The 17,221-nt window shown below is 72.2% G+C and carries 17 protein-coding genes and 1 riboswitch; of the genes, 7 read left to right on the forward strand and 10 right to left on the reverse strand.

Translation table 11 applies throughout. The annotated features are described in order from the left end of the window. Positions 1-73 precede the first annotated feature (73 nt). Positions 74-760, reverse strand: a complete 687-nt coding sequence (locus tag MTQ10_RS16025) for a copper homeostasis protein CutC (protein WP_247468344.1) — start codon at positions 758-760, stop codon at positions 74-76. 126 nt (positions 761-886) lie between these two features. Here MTQ10_RS16025 and MTQ10_RS16030 point away from each other — a divergent pair, with 126 nt between their 5' ends. Further along, a complete protein-coding gene (locus MTQ10_RS16030; RefSeq protein ID WP_247468347.1) occupies positions 887-1,558 on the forward strand; it encodes an HD domain-containing protein in 672 nt (223 codons plus the stop codon). Between the two features lie 10 nt (positions 1,559-1,568). Then, positions 1,569-2,708, forward strand: coding sequence for a GNAT family N-acetyltransferase (locus MTQ10_RS16035; RefSeq protein WP_247468351.1), 1,140 nt, complete (start codon positions 1,569-1,571; stop codon positions 2,706-2,708). Here MTQ10_RS16035 and MTQ10_RS16040 read toward each other — a convergent pair. Both MTQ10_RS16040 and MTQ10_RS16045 read right to left on the reverse strand, forming a co-directional pair. Continuing rightward, positions 2,705-2,968, reverse strand: a complete 264-nt coding sequence (locus MTQ10_RS16040; RefSeq protein ID WP_247468354.1) for a DUF4031 domain-containing protein — start codon at positions 2,966-2,968, stop codon at positions 2,705-2,707. The genes MTQ10_RS16035 and MTQ10_RS16040 overlap by 4 nt on opposite strands. Then, positions 2,965-3,375, reverse strand: coding sequence for a hypothetical protein (locus MTQ10_RS16045; RefSeq protein WP_247468356.1), 411 nt, complete (start codon positions 3,373-3,375; stop codon positions 2,965-2,967). The genes MTQ10_RS16040 and MTQ10_RS16045 overlap by 4 nt, the downstream gene beginning before the upstream one ends. Before the next feature lie 55 nt (positions 3,376-3,430). On the opposite strand from MTQ10_RS16045, the gene MTQ10_RS16050 reads away from it, so the two are divergent. The 3 genes from MTQ10_RS16050 to MTQ10_RS16060 all read left to right on the forward strand — a co-directional run bounded on the left by MTQ10_RS16050 (position 3,431) and on the right by MTQ10_RS16060 (position 6,033). Further along, complete coding sequence (locus MTQ10_RS16050) at positions 3,431-4,318, forward strand: MurR/RpiR family transcriptional regulator (protein ID WP_247468358.1); 888 nt, start codon at positions 3,431-3,433, stop codon at positions 4,316-4,318. Positions 4,319-4,374: 56 nt separating this feature from the next. Then, positions 4,375-5,349: an N-acetylmuramic acid 6-phosphate etherase gene (murQ, locus tag MTQ10_RS16055; protein ID WP_247468361.1), complete on the forward strand. Its 975-nt coding sequence runs from the start codon at positions 4,375-4,377 to the stop codon at positions 5,347-5,349. A 102-nt stretch (positions 5,350-5,451) separates the two neighbouring features. Next, positions 5,452-6,033 carry a hypothetical protein gene (locus MTQ10_RS16060; RefSeq protein WP_247468364.1) on the forward strand — a complete coding sequence of 194 codons (582 nt, stop codon included), beginning with the start codon at positions 5,452-5,454 and terminating at the stop codon, positions 6,031-6,033. Between the two features lie 6 nt (positions 6,034-6,039). On the opposite strand, the gene MTQ10_RS16065 is transcribed toward MTQ10_RS16060, so the two are convergent. From MTQ10_RS16065 to thrC, 6 genes are all read right to left on the reverse strand, one after another. Beyond that, a complete protein-coding gene (locus MTQ10_RS16065; protein ID WP_247468367.1) occupies positions 6,040-7,506 on the reverse strand; it encodes an MFS transporter in 1,467 nt (488 codons plus the stop codon). A gap of 295 nt (positions 7,507-7,801) precedes the next feature. Further along, on the reverse strand, positions 7,802-8,932 hold the full coding sequence (locus MTQ10_RS16070) for an NADH:flavin oxidoreductase (protein ID WP_247468371.1): 1,131 nt from the start codon (positions 8,930-8,932) through the stop codon (positions 7,802-7,804). Positions 8,933-9,191: 259 nt separating this feature from the next. Beyond that, positions 9,192-10,814 carry a chaperonin GroEL gene (gene groL, locus MTQ10_RS16075; RefSeq protein ID WP_247468373.1) on the reverse strand — a complete coding sequence of 541 codons (1,623 nt, stop codon included), beginning with the start codon at positions 10,812-10,814 and terminating at the stop codon, positions 9,192-9,194. A 335-nt stretch (positions 10,815-11,149) separates the two neighbouring features. Beyond that, positions 11,150-11,353, reverse strand: coding sequence for a cold-shock protein (locus MTQ10_RS16080; RefSeq protein ID WP_004986573.1), 204 nt, complete (start codon positions 11,351-11,353; stop codon positions 11,150-11,152). A gap of 411 nt (positions 11,354-11,764) precedes the next feature. Further along, a complete protein-coding gene (locus tag MTQ10_RS16085) occupies positions 11,765-12,040 on the reverse strand; it encodes a ubiquitin-like small modifier protein 1 (RefSeq protein WP_247468376.1) in 276 nt (91 codons plus the stop codon). Further along, complete coding sequence (gene thrC / locus MTQ10_RS16090; protein ID WP_247468378.1) at positions 12,037-13,323, reverse strand: threonine synthase; 1,287 nt, start codon at positions 13,321-13,323, stop codon at positions 12,037-12,039. Before thrC ends, MTQ10_RS16085 begins: the two co-directional genes overlap by 4 nt. A gap of 18 nt (positions 13,324-13,341) precedes the next feature. Continuing rightward, positions 13,342-13,483, reverse strand: a riboswitch (SAM riboswitch). 158 nt (positions 13,484-13,641) lie between these two features. Between thrC and MTQ10_RS16095 the strand changes: the two genes are divergently transcribed. Further along, complete coding sequence (locus MTQ10_RS16095; protein WP_247468382.1) at positions 13,642-14,586, forward strand: glucosyl-3-phosphoglycerate synthase; 945 nt, start codon at positions 13,642-13,644, stop codon at positions 14,584-14,586. 133 nt (positions 14,587-14,719) lie between these two features. Continuing rightward, entirely contained in the window at positions 14,720-16,108 is a 1,389-nt protein-coding gene (locus MTQ10_RS16100; RefSeq protein WP_247468385.1) for an alpha,alpha-trehalose-phosphate synthase (UDP-forming), read from the forward strand. A gap of 61 nt (positions 16,109-16,169) precedes the next feature. Here the strand turns inward: MTQ10_RS16100 and otsB are convergent, their stop codons facing one another. Next, on the reverse strand, positions 16,170-17,012 hold the full coding sequence (gene otsB, locus MTQ10_RS16105; protein WP_247468388.1) for a trehalose-phosphatase: 843 nt from the start codon (positions 17,010-17,012) through the stop codon (positions 16,170-16,172). Between the last annotated feature and the right edge of the window lie 209 nt (positions 17,013-17,221).

Raw genomic sequence — 17,221 nt, forward strand, 5'->3', positions numbered from 1 at the left:
GGGTGGGTGCTGGGGGTTCCCCCGCCGGGGGAGGCACCGGGACGCCGCCCCCGGCGGCGCCGGCGTTGAGACGTCAGTTGAGGGCTGCTCGCCAGCGGGCGACCGCTGGGGCGGACACCGGGCCCGTCCAGCCCTCCGGCCGCGCCGCGCCGCCGATGTGGAAGCCGGTGACGCCGGCGTCGAGGAGCCGCGGCACGTGCTCCAGGCGGAGCCCCCCGCCGACGAGGATCTGCTGCTCGTACCCCGGCTCCCCCTGCCGCCCGGCCTCGGCCAGCAGCGTCGGCATCCCGTCGTCGACACCGCCCGCCGCCCCCGCGGTGAGGTAGGTGTCCAGCCCGGGCACTCCGTCGAGCGCCTTGCGCAACGCGTCCCGGTCGGCGGCCCGGTCGATGGCCCGGTGGAACGTCCACCGGCACCCCTCCAGCGCCCCCGCCACCGCCTCGACCGCGGCCAGGTCGACGCCCCCGTCGGGGGTGAGGAACCCGAGCACGAACTCTTCCGCGCCGGCCGCCCGCAGCTCCCCGGCTACACCGACCAGCCGTGCGACGTCCCCCGCCGCGAACCCGTCGGCGAGCCGCAGCATGACGCGCAGGTCGAGGTCGACGGCGGCGCGGATGCCGGTGAAGGTGGCCACGGACGGGGTGAGCCCGTCGGCGGCCATGTCGGTCACCAGCTCCAGCCGGTCCGCACCTCCGGTCTGGGCGGCGACGGCGTCCTCGGGGTCGAGGGCGATCACCTCCAGGAGTGCACGCTTGCTCATGGGGCCCCATTCGTCGACGACGGCGGTTATAGGTCTAGTCCAATGCGTCGTCCAGGGTACGCCCCGCTCCCCCGCCGACCGAAGACGTCCACATCGCCCGTCGTACACACACGGGACAATGGGCCCATGGCCGATCCCGATCCCGAAGTCCTGCGTGCGCGGTTCGCGCGCGCTCTCGTCGCCGCCCGCGAAGGCGCGGACGGCCCGGACGCGGCGCCGTACGCCGAGCGGCTGCTCGCCTGCTGGCAGGAGCCTCAGCGGCGGTATCACACGCTCACCCATCTGACCTCGATGCTCGATCACATCGACGGGCCGCTGGCGGCGTACGCCGACGCACCCGATCTGGTGCGGCTCGCCGCCTGGTTCCACGACGCCGTGTATCTGCCGGACCGGTCGGAGAACGAGGAGCGGTCGGCGCGGCTCGCCGAGCGGGCTCTCGCCGAGGCCGGTGTGCCGGAGGACGGCACGGCCGAGGTGGCGCGGCTCGTACGGCTCACCGTCACGCACGACCCGGCCGCCGACGACCGCAACGGGCAGGTGCTGTGCGATGCCGATCTCGCCGTGCTCGCCGCACCCCCGGCCGCGTACGCCGCCTATACCGCGGCCGTGCGGGAGGAGTACCACTTCGTGCCCTCGGACGCCTTCCGTACCGGACGGTCGGCGATTCTGCGTCAGCTTCTGGAACTGCCCGCGCTGTACCGCACCCCGTACGGCCGGGAGCACTGGGAGGACACCGCCCGCCACAACCTCCGCGCCGAGCTGGAAATGCTGTCGACCCCGGACCTGCCGGGCGCCTAGGGTGCGGCCCATGACTGCATGGGGCGGGGAACAAGTCGAGCAGGCCGTCGCCGAGTGTGTCGCGGCGCTGCGGCCGGGCACCGGGCGGGACTGGGCCGCGGTGCGGGCCGGGCGGCTGGAGTGGGACTGCCTGAAGGTCGCCGAGCACATCGCCGGTGATCTGATCGGGTACGCCGGGCAGTTGGCCGGTCGTGTCGCCGACCGGTACGCGCCGTACGACATCGGGCTGGACGACGGCACCGACGCCGAGGGCGCCCTGGAGGTCATCGCCACCACCGGCGCGCTGCTCGCCGCCGCCGTGCGCACCGCGCCCCGCGACGCCCGCGGCTTCCACCCGTTCCCGTTCCGCAGCGCGGACCGCGAGGGGTTCGCCGCGATGGGCATCGTCGAGGTGCTCGTGCACACGCACGACATCGCGGAGGGGCTGGGCCTGCCGTTCACGCCGCCCGGGCCGCTCGTCGAGGACGTCCTCGCGCGGATCTTCCCGCATGTGCGGCCCGGCGAGGCGCCCTGGCCGACGCTGCTGTGGGCCACCGGCCGCGGTGAACTCCCCGGCCGCGAACCGCTCACCCGGTGGCACTGGTACAACAACCCCGCCCTGCCCGCCGAGCGGATCACCCTGCACGGCGTGACCCCGGCCGCCGCCCGTGACCTGGCCGCCGGTGGCGACGGCGGCTTCGACTGGGTCGCCGACGGCCCCTACGAGGGCTCGCGCGACGCCGCCGGCATGGTCGTCAAGGCATACGAGGCGGGCGTCCTGCGCCCCGAGTGGGGCATGTTCGTGGAGGTGCGCCACGACGACGGGCTCGCCGTCGGCGGCATCGGCTTCCACGGCGCCCCCGAGGACGGCCGCGTCGAGATCGGCTACGACCTCGCGCCCTCCGCCCGCGGCCAGGGCTATGCCACCGAGGCGCTGCGCACCCTGTCCGGGCGGGCGCTGGCCCACGACGACGTCCAGGTGGTCATCGCGGTGATCGACGACGACAACAAGCCCTCGCAGGGCGTCGTCACCCGCGCCGGGTTCACCCGCGCCACGACGGACGAGGAGCGCACGGCACGCGAGCAGCACGGGATGAGCGGGGCCCAGCAGCTGTATGTGCGGCGCGGCCAGGCCGGTGTCCGTGCGGCGCCGCCGGCCCCGTACCGCTAGGCGTTGTTCTTGCGGCGGCGCAGGCCCGCCCCGTGGAGCAGCCGGACCACCTGCCGGCTGCTCACCTCCACCGCACCGGCGCGGACCGCGTCCGCGTAGCGGTGGGAGGGCAGGTCGTAGTGGTCGCGTTCGAACGCGCGGCGGGGCACTCCGAGGCGTTCGGCGAACCGGTGGAGTTCGTCGTACGACGTGTCGCTGATCAGATGGGACCACCAGCGGCCGTGCCCCGGCCAGTTCGGCGGGTCGATGTACACCGTCACGACGAGCGGGTCCCGCCGGCCGCCCCGCCGAGGCCGCCGATCGCGGCGACCTTCACCCCGGCCTTGTGGCACACCCAGTGCGGGTCGGGGCCGAGTTCCGGTTCGACCTCCAGGGCGTGCGGGTCGCCGGAGCCGCACACCGGGCACAGCGGCCAGCGGCCGTACCGTTCCAGCAGGGCGTCCTGGACGTCCTGGGCGACGAGCCCGGAGAGGAACGAGGCGCCCTCCGGCCACTGTTCGACCCACCACCGCCGCTGCGCGACGGACTCCTCCACCATCGACACGACGTCCGCCTCTGCGACCTCGCGGGCGGCGAGGTCCGCGAGGACGAGAGCGCGCGCCATGTGCAGGGCCCGTTCGAGGTGGCCCATGGGTGCCGTGCCGCCCGTACTGTCCGTGCCGTCCATGCCCCTATTGTGCGCACTCTTGACCCCGGACCCGAGCCGAAAATATCTTTCACTGGTGACCCAGGATGTGAAGGAAATTTTCGGGGGTGCGCTGGCCGCGAAGGTGCGCACGCTCGCCCCCTCGATGACCCGCTCCATGCAGCGTGTCGCCGAGGCCGTCGCCGGTGACCCGGCGGGCTGCGCGGCCCTCACGGTCACGGGTCTCGCCGAACTCACCGGCACCAGCGAGGCGACGGTCGTACGCACCGCCCGGCTGCTCGGCTATCCCGGCTACCGCGACCTGCGTCTCGCGCTCGCCGGACTCGCCGCGCAGCAGCAGTCCGGGCGGGCGCCCGCCATCACCACCGACATCGCGGTGGACGACCCTCTCGACGACGTCGTCGCCAAACTCGCCTACGAGGAGCAGCAGACCCTCGCCGACACCGCCGCCGGGCTCGACACCACGCAGCTCGGCGCCGCCGTCGCAGCGGCCTCCTCCGCCCGCCGTATCGACGTGTACGGCGTCGGCGCCTCCGGTCTCGTCGCGCAGGACCTCACGCAGAAGCTGCTGCGGATAGGGCTGATAGCGCACGCGCACAGCGATCCGCATCTCGCCGTCACCAACGCCGTGCAACTGCGCTCCGGGGACGTGGCGATCGCCATCACCCACTCCGGTTCGACCGGTGACGTCATCGAGCCGCTGCGCGTCGCGTTCGAGCACGGCGCGACGACCGTCGCGATCACGGGCCGCCCGGACAGCCCGGTCACCCAGTACGCCGACCATGTGCTGACGACGTCCACGTCCCGGGAGAGCGAGCTGCGGCCGGCGGCGATGTCGTCCCGCACCAGCCAACTGCTGGTGGTGGACTGCCTGTTCGTCGGTGTCGCGCAGCGCACCTACGACACGGCCGCCCCGGCGCTGGCGGCGTCGTACGAAGCGCTGGCGCACCGGCACCGGAAGTAGCGCAGCACCGCAGCACCGCAGAACGCCGAAGAACGCCGAAAAGAGCCGCCCCCCTCATGACTGCCTCCTCCACCCCCGGCGGCCGTGACCTCGTGTCGCAGCTGTCGGCCCTGACCACCGAGGCGTTCCGCCCCGACCTCGCCGACATCGACCGGCTGCCCACCCTCGACATCGCCCGCCTGATGAACGCCGAGGACACGCGCGTGCCCGCCGCGGTCGCCGCGCGCCTGCCCGAGATCGCCGCCGCGATCGACGCCGTCGCGGAACGCATGGCACGCGGCGGGCGCCTGATCTACGCCGGGGCCGGCACCGCCGGCCGGCTCGGTGTGCTGGACGCCTCCGAGTGCCCGCCCACCTTCAACACCGACCCCGAGCGCGTCGTCGGCGTCATCGCGGGCGGCCCGAAGGCCATGCTCGTCTCCGTGGAGGGCGCCGAGGACGATCCCGCGCTCGCCCGCGCCGACCTGGACGCGCTGCGCCTCGCACCCGACGACACGGTGATCGGCGTCTCCGCCTCCGGCCGCACCCCGTACGCGGTCGCCGCCGTCACCCACGCCCGCGCCGCCGGCGCGCTCACCGTCGGCCTCGCCTGCAACGAGGGCAGCGCGCTCGCCGCCGCCGCCGACCACGGCATCGAGATCGTCACCGGGCCCGAGCTGGTCAGCGGCTCGACCCGGCTGAAGGCCGGCACCGCGCAGAAACTCGTCCTCAACATGATCTCGACGATCACGATGATCCGGCTGGGCAAGACGTACGGGAACCTGATGGTCGACGTGCGCGCCTCCAACGACAAGCTGCGCGCCCGCTCCCGCCGTATCGTCGCGCAGGCCACGGGTGCCGGCGAGGCGGAGGTGGAGGCCGCGCTGGCGGCGACCGGCGGCGAGGTGAAGAACGCCGTCCTCGTACTGCTGGCGGGCGTGGACGGGCCCACCGCCCGCCGGCTGCTCACCGAGACCGGCGGGCACTTGCGGAAGGCACTGGAGGCGGCCGGCGCCGGCCGTGCTGCGGACGGTGCCGGGGGAACGGCGTAAAGGGGCCGACGGGGCCACCGAAGACCGTACGGCGAGGCCCGCCCCCGGGCGCATCGGGGGCGGGCCGGTCCCGTACCGGGCGCGGCACGGCACACTTGGCTCATGAACCACGCCCAGCTCACCGCCCTGGGCCGTGCCCTCCGGCTGCTCGGGGAGCACGGCGAAGCCCTGTCCTCCGACACCCCGGAAGCCAAGCTGCACGAGGTCAGGGCGGATCTGCGGCGTGCCCTGGATCTGCTGGAGGACGGCCTCACCGGCGGCGCGCCCACCACCCGCTGCGCCGAGCACCCTCAGGGGCCGGTCGACGAGAGCGCCCCCGACCTGTGCCTGCTGTGCGAGACACGGCGCCGGGCCGCCCGCCGCGCCGAGCTGGGCGGCTCCTACGGCCGGCCGCGCGCCGCCGAGGAGCCGGTGGAGCGCACGCCGACCCGCTACGGGGTGCGCGGTGACCGGCCGCAGCCCCAGCAGCGCTGGCTGCCGGAGATGTGGAACGGCCGCGAGTGGCAGTTGTGCGGCACCCCGCGCCACGACCGCCGCGAGGCCGAGCTGTACCTCGCGGCGCAGCGGCGCGGGCCGCGCCCGGCGACGGCGTACCGGCTCGTGCACGAGTTCACCGACTACGAGGTGCTGCGGGTATGGGGCACCCCGGTGCGCGTGGACATCGAGCCGATGGGCAACATGTGACGCCGGTCAGGCGGTGACCTCGGACACCTCCGCCTCGCCCGCGTCGCCGCTGCCGGCGGCCGGGGCGGGGGCGGCGGGCCGGTGCCGCGGGATGAACGCGGCGACGGCGCACGCGAGCAGCGCGGCGCCCGCGCCGACCGCGAGCACGGCACGGAAGCCGTCCTTCGAGGGCAGCGTGACGGGGCCGAACTTGATGGTCATCTGCGCGAGGATCACACCGGCGATGGCGCTCGCCGTGGATGTGCCGATGGACCGCATCAGCGTGTTGAGGCTGTTCGCGGCGGCCGTCTCGTGCGGCTCCACGGCGCCCATGATGAGCGCGGGCATCGAGCCGTACGTGAAGCCGATGCCGGCGCCGATGACGCAGGAGACCAGCACGAAGTGCCAGACGGCGTCCATGAGGGCGATGTTCAGGCCGTAGCCGGCGGCCACGATGAGCGCGCCGATCATCAGCGTGGTCTTGGGGCCGCGGGCGCGGGAGACGGCCGCGGAGACCGGCGCGGTCGCCATCATCACCAGGCCGGAGGGGGCCATGACGAGGCCGGCGGTCAGCATGGACTTGCCGAGGCCGTGGCCGGTGGCGGTGGGCATCTGCAGGATCTGCGGGATGACCAGGGACATCGCGAACATGGCGAAACCGATCGCGATGGAGGCGAGGTTGGTCACCAGCACCTGACGGCGGGCGGTGCTGCGCAGGTCGACCAGCGGGTGCGGGGTGCGCAGCTCCCACCAGCCCCACGCGAGCAGCACGACGACGGCCGCCGCGAACAGGCCGAGGGTGGTGCCGCTCGCCCAGCCCCAGTCGGCGCCCTTGGAGATGCCGAGCAGCAGGCAGACCAGGCCGACTGCCATGCCGAGGCCGCCGACGACGTCGAAGCGTCCGCCGGTGCGCACCTTCGACTCGGGTACGAGAGCCGTGACCAGGCCGGTGGCGACGACACCGAGGGCGGCGGAGGTCCAGAACAGGGCGTGCCAGTCGAGGTTGTCGGCGATGAGCGCGGCGGCGGGCAGGCCGAGGGCGCCGCCGACGCCGAGGGAGGCGCTCATCAGGGCGGTGGCGGAGCCGAGCCGTTCGGCGGGCAGTTCGTCGCGCATGATGCTGATGCCGAGCGGGATGACACCGGAGGCGAGGCCTTGCAGGGCGCGTCCGACGATCATCGGTACGAGGGAGTCGCTGAGGCCGGCGGTGACGGACCCGGCGACCAGCAGGACCAGGCTGACGAGCAGCATGCGCCGCTTGCCGGTCATGTCCCCGAGACGGCCCATGACGGGGGTGGCGACGGCGGCGGCGAGCAGGGTGGCGGTGACGGCCCAGGCGGTGTCCGAGGCGTCGGCGTGCAGCAGCCGGGGCAGGTCGGCGACGATCGGGATGACGAGCGTCTGCATGAGGGACACGACGATCCCGGCGAAGGCCAGCACCGCCACGACGGCTTCGGGTCTGGGGGGCGGGGACGCGGCGGGGACGTCGGACATGACGGGGCCTCCTCGGGTGGGGCTCTCGGGACGCGGCGCGGCGGGCGCCGCGCGACGGGTGCGGCGGCGCTCGGCATGTGCTCCGGCGGGTGCTTGCGGGCACGGCGCCGCGCACACAGGTGCTTGACTCAGGCAACTTTAAGTCAGTTGCTTGACTTGAACAACGCGCGGCCCGGCCGCCCCGCCCTCCGGGCAGGCACGGGACCCGCCGCACTCCCGCGCCCGGCACAGGAGAACGCCGGGAGCCTCATGGCCCCCGGCGTCCCTCGGCGCCCCGCCGTCCGGCGGGTCCCGGTCAGCTGAGCGTGTTCACCGCGTCGGCGTCGTACGGCCGCAGCTCGTCGAAGCGGCCGTCGAGCACCTTCCGCGCCCACTGCGGGTCCTGGAGCAGCGCACGGCCGACGGCGACGAGGTCGAACTCCTCGCGCTCCAGCCGGTCGAGGAGGTTGTCAAGGTCGCCCAGCTCGGCCCCCTGCCCCTGGAACGCCTTGATGAAGTCGCCGTTCAGGCCGACCGAGCCGACGGTGATGGTGGGCTTGCCGGTCAGCTTCTTCGTCCAGCCGGCGAGGTTCAGGTCGGCGCCCTCGAACTCCGGCAGCCAGTAGCGGCGGGTGGAGGCGTGGAAGACGTCGACGCCGGCCGCGGCGAGCGGCGTGAGGATGGCCTCCAACTCCTCCGGGGTCTCGGCGAGACGGGCGTCGTAGGCCTCCTGCTTCCACTGCGAGTAGCGGAAGATGACCGGGAACTCCGGCGACACCGCCTCGCGCACGGCGGCGACGATCTCGGCGGCGAACGCGGTACGGGCGACGGGGTCGCCGCCGTAGGCGTCGGTGCGGCGGTTGGTGCCGGCCCACAGGAACTGGTCGATCAGATAGCCGTGGGCGCCGTGCAGTTCGACCCCGTCGAAGCCGATGCGCTCGGCGTCGGCGGCGGCCTGCGCGAACGCGCCGATGACGTCGTCGATGTCCTTCTGCGTCATGGCCTTGCCGGCGCCCTCGGTGCCGTCGGTGCGGATGCCGGACGGGCCGACGGCCGGGGCCTCGGGGTAGGGGCCCTTGCCCTCGCGACGGACCATGCCGATGTGCCACAGCTGCGGCACGATCGTGCCGCCCGCGGCGTGCACCGCCTCGGCGACCTTCGCCCAGCCGGCGAGCTGCTCCTCGCCGTGGAACCGGGGCACCCGGTTGCTCTCGCCCGCCGACTCGTGACCGACGTACGTGCCCTCCGTGACGATCAGGCCGACCCCGGCGGCGGCGCGGCGCGCGTAGTACGACAGCACGTCCTCGCCGGGGATGCCGCCCGGGGAGAACATGCGCGTCATGGGCGCCATGACGATGCGGTTGGGGACGGTGAGCCCGTTCAGGGTCACGGGCCGGGAGAGGATCTCCGCGGCGCGGTTCGCGGCGGATTCGGGGGCAGCAGTCACGAGGGCTCCTCGGTGGGGACTGTGAGACCAGTCGGTATGTGCGCGCGCATTCTTGCACTTGGTGAAGCAAACCACCACGCCCGCCTCCGGAATTCCGTCACCGCCCGGCCCGGCCTGTGAACCGGGACACAGCCCGGCCGCCGCACGGCGGACCGCCCGCGCGGCCCGGTGCGGGAACGCCGAAGGGCGGCACCCCCCGCTTCCGCGGGAAGTGCCGCCCTTCAGGCACTCAAGAACCGGTGATCAACCCTGGGGCCGATCAGAAGTCCATGTCACCGCCGGGCATACCGCCACCGGCGGGCGCGGCGGCCTTCTCCGGCTTGTCGGCGATGACGGCCTCGGTGGTGAGGAACAGCGCGGCGATGGAGGCGGCGTTCTGAAGCGCGGAACGGGTCACCTTCGCCGGGTCGATGATGCCCTCGGCGACCAGGTCGACGTACTCACCGGTCGCGGCGTTCAGGCCGTGGCCCGGGGTGAGGTTGCGGACCTTCTCCACCACGACGCCGCCTTCGAGGCCGGCGTTGACGGCGATCTGCTTGAGCGGGGCCTCCAGGGCCAGCTTCACGGCCTGGGCACCGGTGGCCTCGTCGCCCTCCAGCTCCAGCTTCTCGAAGACCTGGGAGGCCTGGAGCAGGGCCACGCCACCACCGGCGACGATGCCCTCCTCGACGGCGGCCTTCGCGTTGCGGACGGCGTCCTCGATGCGGTGCTTGCGCTCCTTGAGCTCCACCTCGGTGGCGGCACCGGCCTTGATGACCGCGACACCGCCGGCCAGCTTGGCCAGGCGCTCCTGGAGCTTCTCGCGGTCGTAGTCCGAGTCGCTGTTCTCGATCTCGGCGCGGATCTGGTTGACGCGGCCGTTGACCTGCTCGGAGGAGCCGGCACCGTCGACGATGGTGGTCTCGTCCTTGGTGATGACGACCTTGCGGGCGCGGCCCAGGAGGTCCAGGGTCGCGTTCTCCAGCTTGAGGCCGACCTCCTCGGAGATGACCTCGCCGCCCGTGAGGATGGCGATGTCGCCGAGCATGGCCTTGCGGCGGTCGCCGAAGCCCGGGGCCTTGACGGCGACGGACTTGAAGGTGCCGCGGATCTTGTTGACGACCAGGGTCGACAGGGCCTCGCCCTCGACGTCCTCGGCGATGATCAGCAGCGGCTTGCCCGACTGCATGACCTTCTCCAGCAGCGGGAGCAGGTCCTTGACAGCGGAGATCTTGGAGTTGGCGATCAGGATGTACGGGTCGTCGAGGACGGCCTCCATACGCTCCATGTCGGTGGCGAAGTACGCCGAGATGTAGCCCTTGTCGAAGCGCATACCCTCGGTGAGCTCCAGCTCCAGACCGAAGGTCTGGGACTCCTCGACGGTGATGACGCCTTCCTTGCCGACCTTGTCCATGGCCTCGGCGATCAGCTCGCCGATCTGGGTGTCGGCGGCGGAGATGGAGGCGGTGGAGGCGATCTGCTCCTTGGTCTCCACGTCCTTCGCCTGCTCCAGCAGGGCGGCGGAGACGGCCTCGACGGCCTTCTCGATACCGCGCTTCAGGGCCATCGGGTTGGCGCCGGCGGCGACGTTGCGCAGGCCCTCGCGGACCAGCGCCTGGGCGAGGACGGTCGCGGTGGTCGTACCGTCACCGGCGACGTCGTCCGTCTTCTTGGCGACTTCCTTGACCAGCTCGGCGCCGATCTTCTCGTACGGGTCCTCGAGCTCGATCTCCTTGGCGATGGAGACACCGTCGTTGGTGATCGTGGGCGCGCCCCACTTCTTCTCGAGGACGACGTTGCGGCCCTTGGGGCCGAGCGTCACCTTCACGGCGTCCGCGAGCTGGTTCATGCCGCGCTCGAGGCCGCGCCGCGCCTCCTCGTCGAACGCGATGATCTTGGCCATGTGAAGTGGTCCCTCCAGGACTGGGGGTGATTCCTTCGGACCGCGCCCGCGCCCGCGACGGACGGCTCGCCGGCCTCGTGGTTCCTTGCCCCACCCGGCCTGCGGGCCTCACCGACCCGGTCCTTCACTGTCACTCTCACCTTCAGAGTGCTAACGCCAATGATTAGCACTCGGCCCCATCGAGTGCAAGCGCCGTCCGGGATCGCGCCGACCGCTCCGCCACCCGCGAACAAGGGAACCGATCACCGGGCGGGGCACCCGCGGGTCCGTCCCCGGACAGGGCGAAGGGCCCGCACCCTGTGCCGGTGCGGGCCCTTCGTCGTGGAAACGTTCGTTCAGGCGGTGACGCGAACCATGTCGGCCTGCGGGCCCTTCTGGCCCTGCGAGATCTCGAACTCGACCCGCTGGCCCTCTTCCAGGGTGCGGTAGCCGTCCATCTGAATCGCGCTGTAGTGGACGAAGACGTCCGCACCACCGTCGACCGCGATGAAGCCGTACCCCTTCTCCGCGTTGAACCACTTGACGGTGCCCTGAGCCATGCCTAACTCCCCTATTACTGGCCCTTGCACAGATCCACACTTCGCGGATCCGGGTCAGACCTCACCCCCCAGTCATCGGGGGCGTGCGCCGGAACGCGTCGACCGCGGCTGAATGTATCTGTCCAACTGCCGTCTGCAACAGGTCAATCGGACGAGAATTCTGGACGCGCACAGTCCGGAATGTAGGGAGAATTACGTTGAATTCCGGTCAAGTCGGGCGGGGCAAATACCACGAAAGGTGCGAAAGACGCGCACACTTTGGCTGCTTCTTGTCGGGCTCGCGGCGGAAATCCCGAGCGGGCCGATCCGCGGATCGGGGCGTGTTCCCCAACTCTACCGCGCTCAATCACACAGAATTGCCCCCTCCGTTTCTCTCACGGAGGGGGCAATCCGCAGAACTCTCGGTGACGCTCAGCCGCCCGCGACGGCCGGGATGATCGACACGCCCGCGCCGTCCGGCGTCGGGGTCTCCAGACCCTGCTCGAAGCGCACGTCGTCGTCGTTGACGTACACGTTGACGAACCGGCGCAGCTTGCCCTGGTCGTCGAGGACGCGCGCGGCGATGCCCGGGTGGTTCTTCTCCAGGTCGGCGATGACCTCGGCGAGGGTCCCGCCCTCGGCGGCGACCTCTGCCTGCCCGCCGGTGTAGGTGCGCAGGATGGTGGGGATGCGGACGGTCACGCTCATGCGAGGCCTGCCTCTCGGAAGGAGTCCAGGGTCGGACGGATGGTGGCGGTCAGACCGGTGCCGGCGACCGCGTCGAGGGTCTTCAGACCGTCACCGGTGTTGAGCACGACGGTCGTCAGGGTCGGGTCGAGCACGCCGTTGTCGATGAGCTTCTTCGTCACACCGACCGTCACACCGCCCGCGGTCTCCGCGAAGACGCCCTCCGTGCGGGCCAGCAGCTTGATCGCGTCCACGATCTGAGCGTCCGTCACGTCCTCCACGGCACCGCCCGTGCGGCGCGCGATGTCCAGGACGTACGGCCCGTCGGCCGGGTTGCCGATGGCCAGCGACTTGGCGATCGTGTCCGGCTTCTGCGGGCGGACCACGTCGTGCCCGGCCTTGAAGGCGGTGGACACCGGCGAGCAGCCCTCGGCCTGCGCGCCGAAGATCTTGTACGGCCTGTCCTCGACCAGGCCCAGCTTGATCAGCTCCTGCAGACCCTTGTCGATCTTGGTGAGCTGGGAGCCGGAGGCGATCGGTACGACGATCTGGTCGGGCAGCCGCCAGCCGAGCTGCTCGCAGATCTCGTACGCGAGCGTCTTGGAACCCTCGGCGTAGTACGGCCGCAGATTGACGTTGACGAAGCCCCAGCCCTCACCGGCCGGGTCGCCGATCAGTTCGGAGCAGAAACGGTTGACGTCGTCGTAGTTGCCCTCGATGCCGACGAGGTCGCCGCCGTAGATCGCGGCCATGACGATCTTGCCCTGCTCCAGGTCGTGCGGGATGAACACGCACGAGCGGAAACCGGCGCGGGCGGCGGCGGCACCGACGGCGCCGGCGAGGTTGCCGGTGGAGGAGCACGAAAGGGTGGTGAAGCCGAAGGCGCGCGCCGCCTCCAGGGCCTGCGCGACGACCCGGTCCTTGAAGGAGTGCGTCGGGTTGCCCGAGTCGTCCTTCACATACAGCCCGCCGGTCACACCCAGCTCGCGCGCCAGGTTGTCGGCCTTGACGAGCTTGGTCCAGCCGGGGTTCAGGTTCGGCTTGTCGGCGACGTCCGCCGGCACCGGCAGCAGCGGGGCGTAGCGCCAGATGTTCGCGGGTCCCGCCTCGATGCGCTTGCGCAGCTCCTCCGCGTCGTAGGAGGAGAAGTCGTACGCGATCTCCAGCGGGCCGAAACACTCCTCGCAGGCGAAGACCGGGCCGAGCGGAACCCGGTGGCCGCATTCACGGCAGCTGAGCGCTGCGGCGGGGCCCAGGTCGACGGCGGTGGAATCGGTGGTGCTTGCAGCGGTCTGCACAGCCATGTGAGGCGAGGCCCTTTCTCCTCATCTTCCTCACGACGCATCTCGTCGTGAGACGGAATTGGCACCGTCCCTGGCCGGGGCCTCGCGTGAACGAGTCCGGTGATCAGGGGGGTTGCCGGGGCTTCATCGGGCCGTGTCCCTCTGCCCCTCTGGATGAGCGGTATGTGGTTGTGAACGCGGGGCGACCCCGACATGCGATGGTCACCGGCGTTGTTCAAGACTGTAACCGAAGGCCAGGACAGTTGAGATAGTCGTCCGAACCGCGAGATGGATCACACGGTCACCCGGTGTGATCACGACAGTGAGGAGCCGCAGACCGTGCTTGAAGAAGTAGAGCGCTGGCTGACCACCCGCTCCTGGTCCGCGACCGACCGGCCGCTGCATCGCGTCCTGGCCGCCAAGCAGCGCACCGGTCAGACCGTCTCCGTCGTCCTGCCCGCGCTCAACGAGGAGGAGACCGTCGGCGACATCGCCGCCGTGATCCGTCACGACCTGATGCAGCAGGTGCCGCTCGTCGACGAACTCGTCGTCGTCGACTCCGGCTCCACCGACCGCACCTCCGAGGTGGCCGCCGCCGCGGGCGCCCGCGTCGTCCACCGCGACGACATACTCCCCCGCCTGCCGGCCGTGCCCGGCAAGGGCGAGGTGCTGTGGCGTTCACTGCTGGTCACCAGCGGGGACATCGTCTGCTTCATCGACGCCGACCTGCGTGACTTCTCCTCCGACTTCGTCTCCGGCATCGTCGGCCCGCTGCTCACCGACCCCGACGTGGACCTGGTGAAGGGCATGTACGACCGCCCCCTCGCCGGCGCGGCCGGGCAGGGCGGCCGGGTCACCGAACTGATGGCGCGGCCCCTGCTGAACATGCACTGGCCGCAGCTGGCCGGATTCGTGCAGCCGCTGGGCGGCGAGTACGCGGCCCGCCGCTCGCTGCTCGAACAGCTGCCGTTCCCCGTCGGGTACGGCGTCGAGCTGGGCATGCTGATCGACGCGCTGCACCTGGTGGGCCTGGACGCGCTCGCCCAGGTCGACGTCGGGGTGCGCAAGCACCGCCACCAGGACGGGCAGGCGCTCGGCCGGATGGCCGCGGCGATCTACCGCACCGCACAGCTCCGCCTCGCCCGCGGCCATCTGATCCGCCCGTCGCTGACGCAGTTCGAACGCGGCGAGGACGGCTTCGAGCCGCGAACGTACTCCGTGGACACGGAGGAACGCCCCCCGATGATCGAGATAGCCGAGTACGCGGCACGGAAAGTGGCGTAGGGCGGGCCGCCGGTCACGCGGGCGGGCACCGATGGTTCTGTCCGCGTCACCGGTCGTATACGGATATGGCCGGATGCCCGCGCATACCGATCCGTACGTTTGAGCGTTTACAGGCCGGGCTAGGTTGAGGCGTATGGCTTCCACGCACGGTGCTGAGGTACTGGTCGCGTCCAACCGCGGCCCGGTTTCGTATCGAGTGCGCGAGGACGGTTCGCTCGACGCCAGACGGGGCGGGGGCGGGCTGGTGTCGGGCCTGTCCGCGATCGGCCCGGACGCCGGCGCGCTGTGGGTGTGCTCGGCGCTGTCCGACGGGGACCGGGAAGCGGTCGCGCGCGGGGTCGGCGAACCGGGCGTGCGCATGCTGCCGATCCCGCCGGACGTGCACGCCGACGCCTACAACGGCGTCGCCAACTCGGTGCTGTGGTTCGTCCACCACATGCTGTACCAGACGCCGCTGGAGCCGGTCTTCGACGCGGAGTTCCGCCGCCAGTGGCAGTCGTACGAGACGTACAACCGGGCATTCGCGGAGGCGCTCGCGGAGGACGCCGCCGAGGGCGCGGCCGTGCTCGTGCAGGACTACCACCTGACGCTCGTGCCGGGCATGCTCCGCGCGCTCCGCCCCGACCTGCGCATCGGCCACTTCTCGCACACCCCGTGGGCGCCGCCCGAGTACTTCCGGATGCTGCCCGACGACATCGCCCGCCAGGTCCTGACCGGCATGCTCGGCGCGGACCGGCTGGGCTTCCTCACCCGCCGCTGGGCGGACGCGTTCACGGCGTGCGCCGAGCAGTTCGCGGGCGGCCTCGGCGACACCCGGATCGGTGTGCACGGCCTCGGCGCCGACGCGGAGTTCCTGCGTCAGCGGGCGCACGAGCCCGACGTGGACGAGCGGATGGCCGCCCTGCGCGAGGAGATCGGCGAGGGCCGCATGACCATCGTGCGCGTGGACCGCACCGAACTGTCCAAGAACATCGTCCGGGGCCTGCTCGCCTACCGGGATCTGCTGGAGCGCCACCCCGAGTGGCACGCGCGCGTGGTGCACGTGGCGTTCGCCTACCCCTCACGGCAGGACCTCGCCGTCTACCGCGACTACACCGACGAGGTGCAGCGCGTCGCCCGGGAGATCAACGACGCCTTCGGCACCGACGACTGGACGCCGGTCGTCCTGCACGTCAAGGACGACTTCGCCCGCTCCCTGGCCGCCTACCGGCTCGCCGACGTGGCGCTGGTCAACCCGATCCGCGACGGCATGAACCTGGTCGCCAAGGAGATCCCCGTCCTGTCCGACACCGGCTGCGCGCTGGTGCTGTCCCGGGAGGCGGGCGCCTGCGAGGAACTCGGCGAGGACGCGCTCGTCGTCAACCCGTACGACGTGACCGGAACCGCCGACGCCCTGCACCGCGCGCTCACCCTGCCGGCGGCGGAACGCGCCGAACAGAGCAAACGTCTCGCGGCGGCGGCGACGGCACTGCCGCCGAAACAGTGGTTCCTGGACCAGCTGGAGGCCCTGCGAGCAAGCTGACCGAGACCCCCGGACGGGCCGGCCGACGCGACGGGCGCCGCCCGCCCCGAGGGGCCGGCTCTCAGGGCAGCCGGTGGGCGAGGGCCGCGAGGAGGCGTACGACGCCCTCGGGGCCGTCGACGACGACATCGGCGCGGTCGGCCAGCTCCGTGACCTCGCTGCTGCCGCTGCACACCAGCAGCCCCGGTACGCCGTCCGCGCGCAGCTTCTCCACGGCGGCGAACGCGGGCAGGTCCCCGAGGTCGTCGCCGGCGTACAGCACGCAGGAGGCGCCCAGCTCACGCACGTACTCGCCGAGCGCGACGCCCTTGTCCATACCCGGCGGGCGCAGCTCCAGCACCATGCGGCCGGGCTCCACGATCAGCCCGTGCCGGGCGGCCAGCGCGTCCAGCGGATCGCGCAGCGCGTCGAACGCGCCCTGCGGGTCGCGGGCGCGGCGCGTGTGCACGGCAACGGCACGCCCCTTGTCCTCCACCCACGTGCCCTCGTCCGCACCGGCCCGCTCAAGCACCGCCGACAGCTCGGCCCGCGCGGCGGCCACGCCCGGATGCGGGGGCGGTGCGGTGATCTCGCCGGTGCCGGCGTCCCAGCGTTCGGCGCCGTAATGCCCGAGCACGGACAGATGCTCGAGGCCCGGTACGCCGTCGAACCCGCCGTACCGTACGGCGACCTCGGCGGGGCGGCCGGTGACCACGGCGACGGCGGCGACCTTCGGGGCGAGGGCCGCGAGGGCGGGCACGGCGTCGGGGTGGGCTCTGGCCCGGTCGGGGTCGGGGACGATGGGGGCGAGGGTGCCGTCGAAATCGAGCGCGACGACGGCGCTGCGCGGGGCCTGGAGCAACCTCTCCAGCCCACTGCGGCCCTGCGGGGTACCCGGCGCGGGAAGCTCATCTGCGTAGCCCATGCGCTTAACGGTATCCAGGGCCACCGCCCTTGAACCCGGGCTGCGCATCGGCATGCCGCCGCGCCGGTGCCCTTGGAACGGGCGCGGGCCCGGGGTCAGCGCCCGGCGCCACCGGGGCACCCGGCGCGGGAAGCTCATCTGCGTAGCCCATGCGCTTAACGGTATCCAGGGCCACCGCCCTTGAACCCGGGCTGCGCATCGGCATGCCG

It is taken from the genome of Streptomyces sp. XM83C (assembly GCF_023072675.1).
Taxonomy (GTDB): domain Bacteria; phylum Actinomycetota; class Actinomycetes; order Streptomycetales; family Streptomycetaceae; genus Streptomyces; species Streptomyces thermocoprophilus.

Excerpts from the sequence above, each read along its gene's own strand:
- MTQ10_RS16025 (WP_247468344.1), bottom strand. The coding sequence starts at position 760 with ATGAGCAAGCGTGCACTCCTGGAGGTGATCGCCCTCGACCCCGAGGAC.
- MTQ10_RS16030 (WP_247468347.1), top strand. The coding sequence starts at position 887 with ATGGCCGATCCCGATCCCGAAGTCCTGCGTGCGCGGTTCGCGCGCGCT.
- MTQ10_RS16035 (WP_247468351.1), top strand. The coding sequence starts at position 1,569 with ATGACTGCATGGGGCGGGGAACAAGTCGAGCAGGCCGTCGCCGAGTGT.
- MTQ10_RS16045 (WP_247468356.1), bottom strand. The coding sequence starts at position 3,375 with ATGGACGGCACGGACAGTACGGGCGGCACGGCACCCATGGGCCACCTC.
- murQ (WP_247468361.1), top strand. The coding sequence starts at position 4,375 with ATGACTGCCTCCTCCACCCCCGGCGGCCGTGACCTCGTGTCGCAGCTG.
- MTQ10_RS16060 (WP_247468364.1), top strand. The coding sequence starts at position 5,452 with ATGAACCACGCCCAGCTCACCGCCCTGGGCCGTGCCCTCCGGCTGCTC.
- MTQ10_RS16065 (WP_247468367.1), bottom strand. The coding sequence starts at position 7,506 with ATGTCCGACGTCCCCGCCGCGTCCCCGCCCCCCAGACCCGAAGCCGTC.
- groL (WP_247468373.1), bottom strand. The coding sequence starts at position 10,814 with ATGGCCAAGATCATCGCGTTCGACGAGGAGGCGCGGCGCGGCCTCGAG.
- MTQ10_RS16080 (WP_004986573.1), bottom strand. The coding sequence starts at position 11,353 with ATGGCTCAGGGCACCGTCAAGTGGTTCAACGCGGAGAAGGGGTACGGC.
- MTQ10_RS16085 (WP_247468376.1), bottom strand. The coding sequence starts at position 12,040 with ATGAGCGTGACCGTCCGCATCCCCACCATCCTGCGCACCTACACCGGC.
- thrC (WP_247468378.1), bottom strand. The coding sequence starts at position 13,323 with ATGGCTGTGCAGACCGCTGCAAGCACCACCGATTCCACCGCCGTCGAC.
- MTQ10_RS16100 (WP_247468385.1), top strand. The coding sequence starts at position 14,720 with ATGGCTTCCACGCACGGTGCTGAGGTACTGGTCGCGTCCAACCGCGGC.
- otsB (WP_247468388.1), bottom strand. The coding sequence starts at position 17,012 with ATGGGCTACGCAGATGAGCTTCCCGCGCCGGGTACCCCGCAGGGCCGC.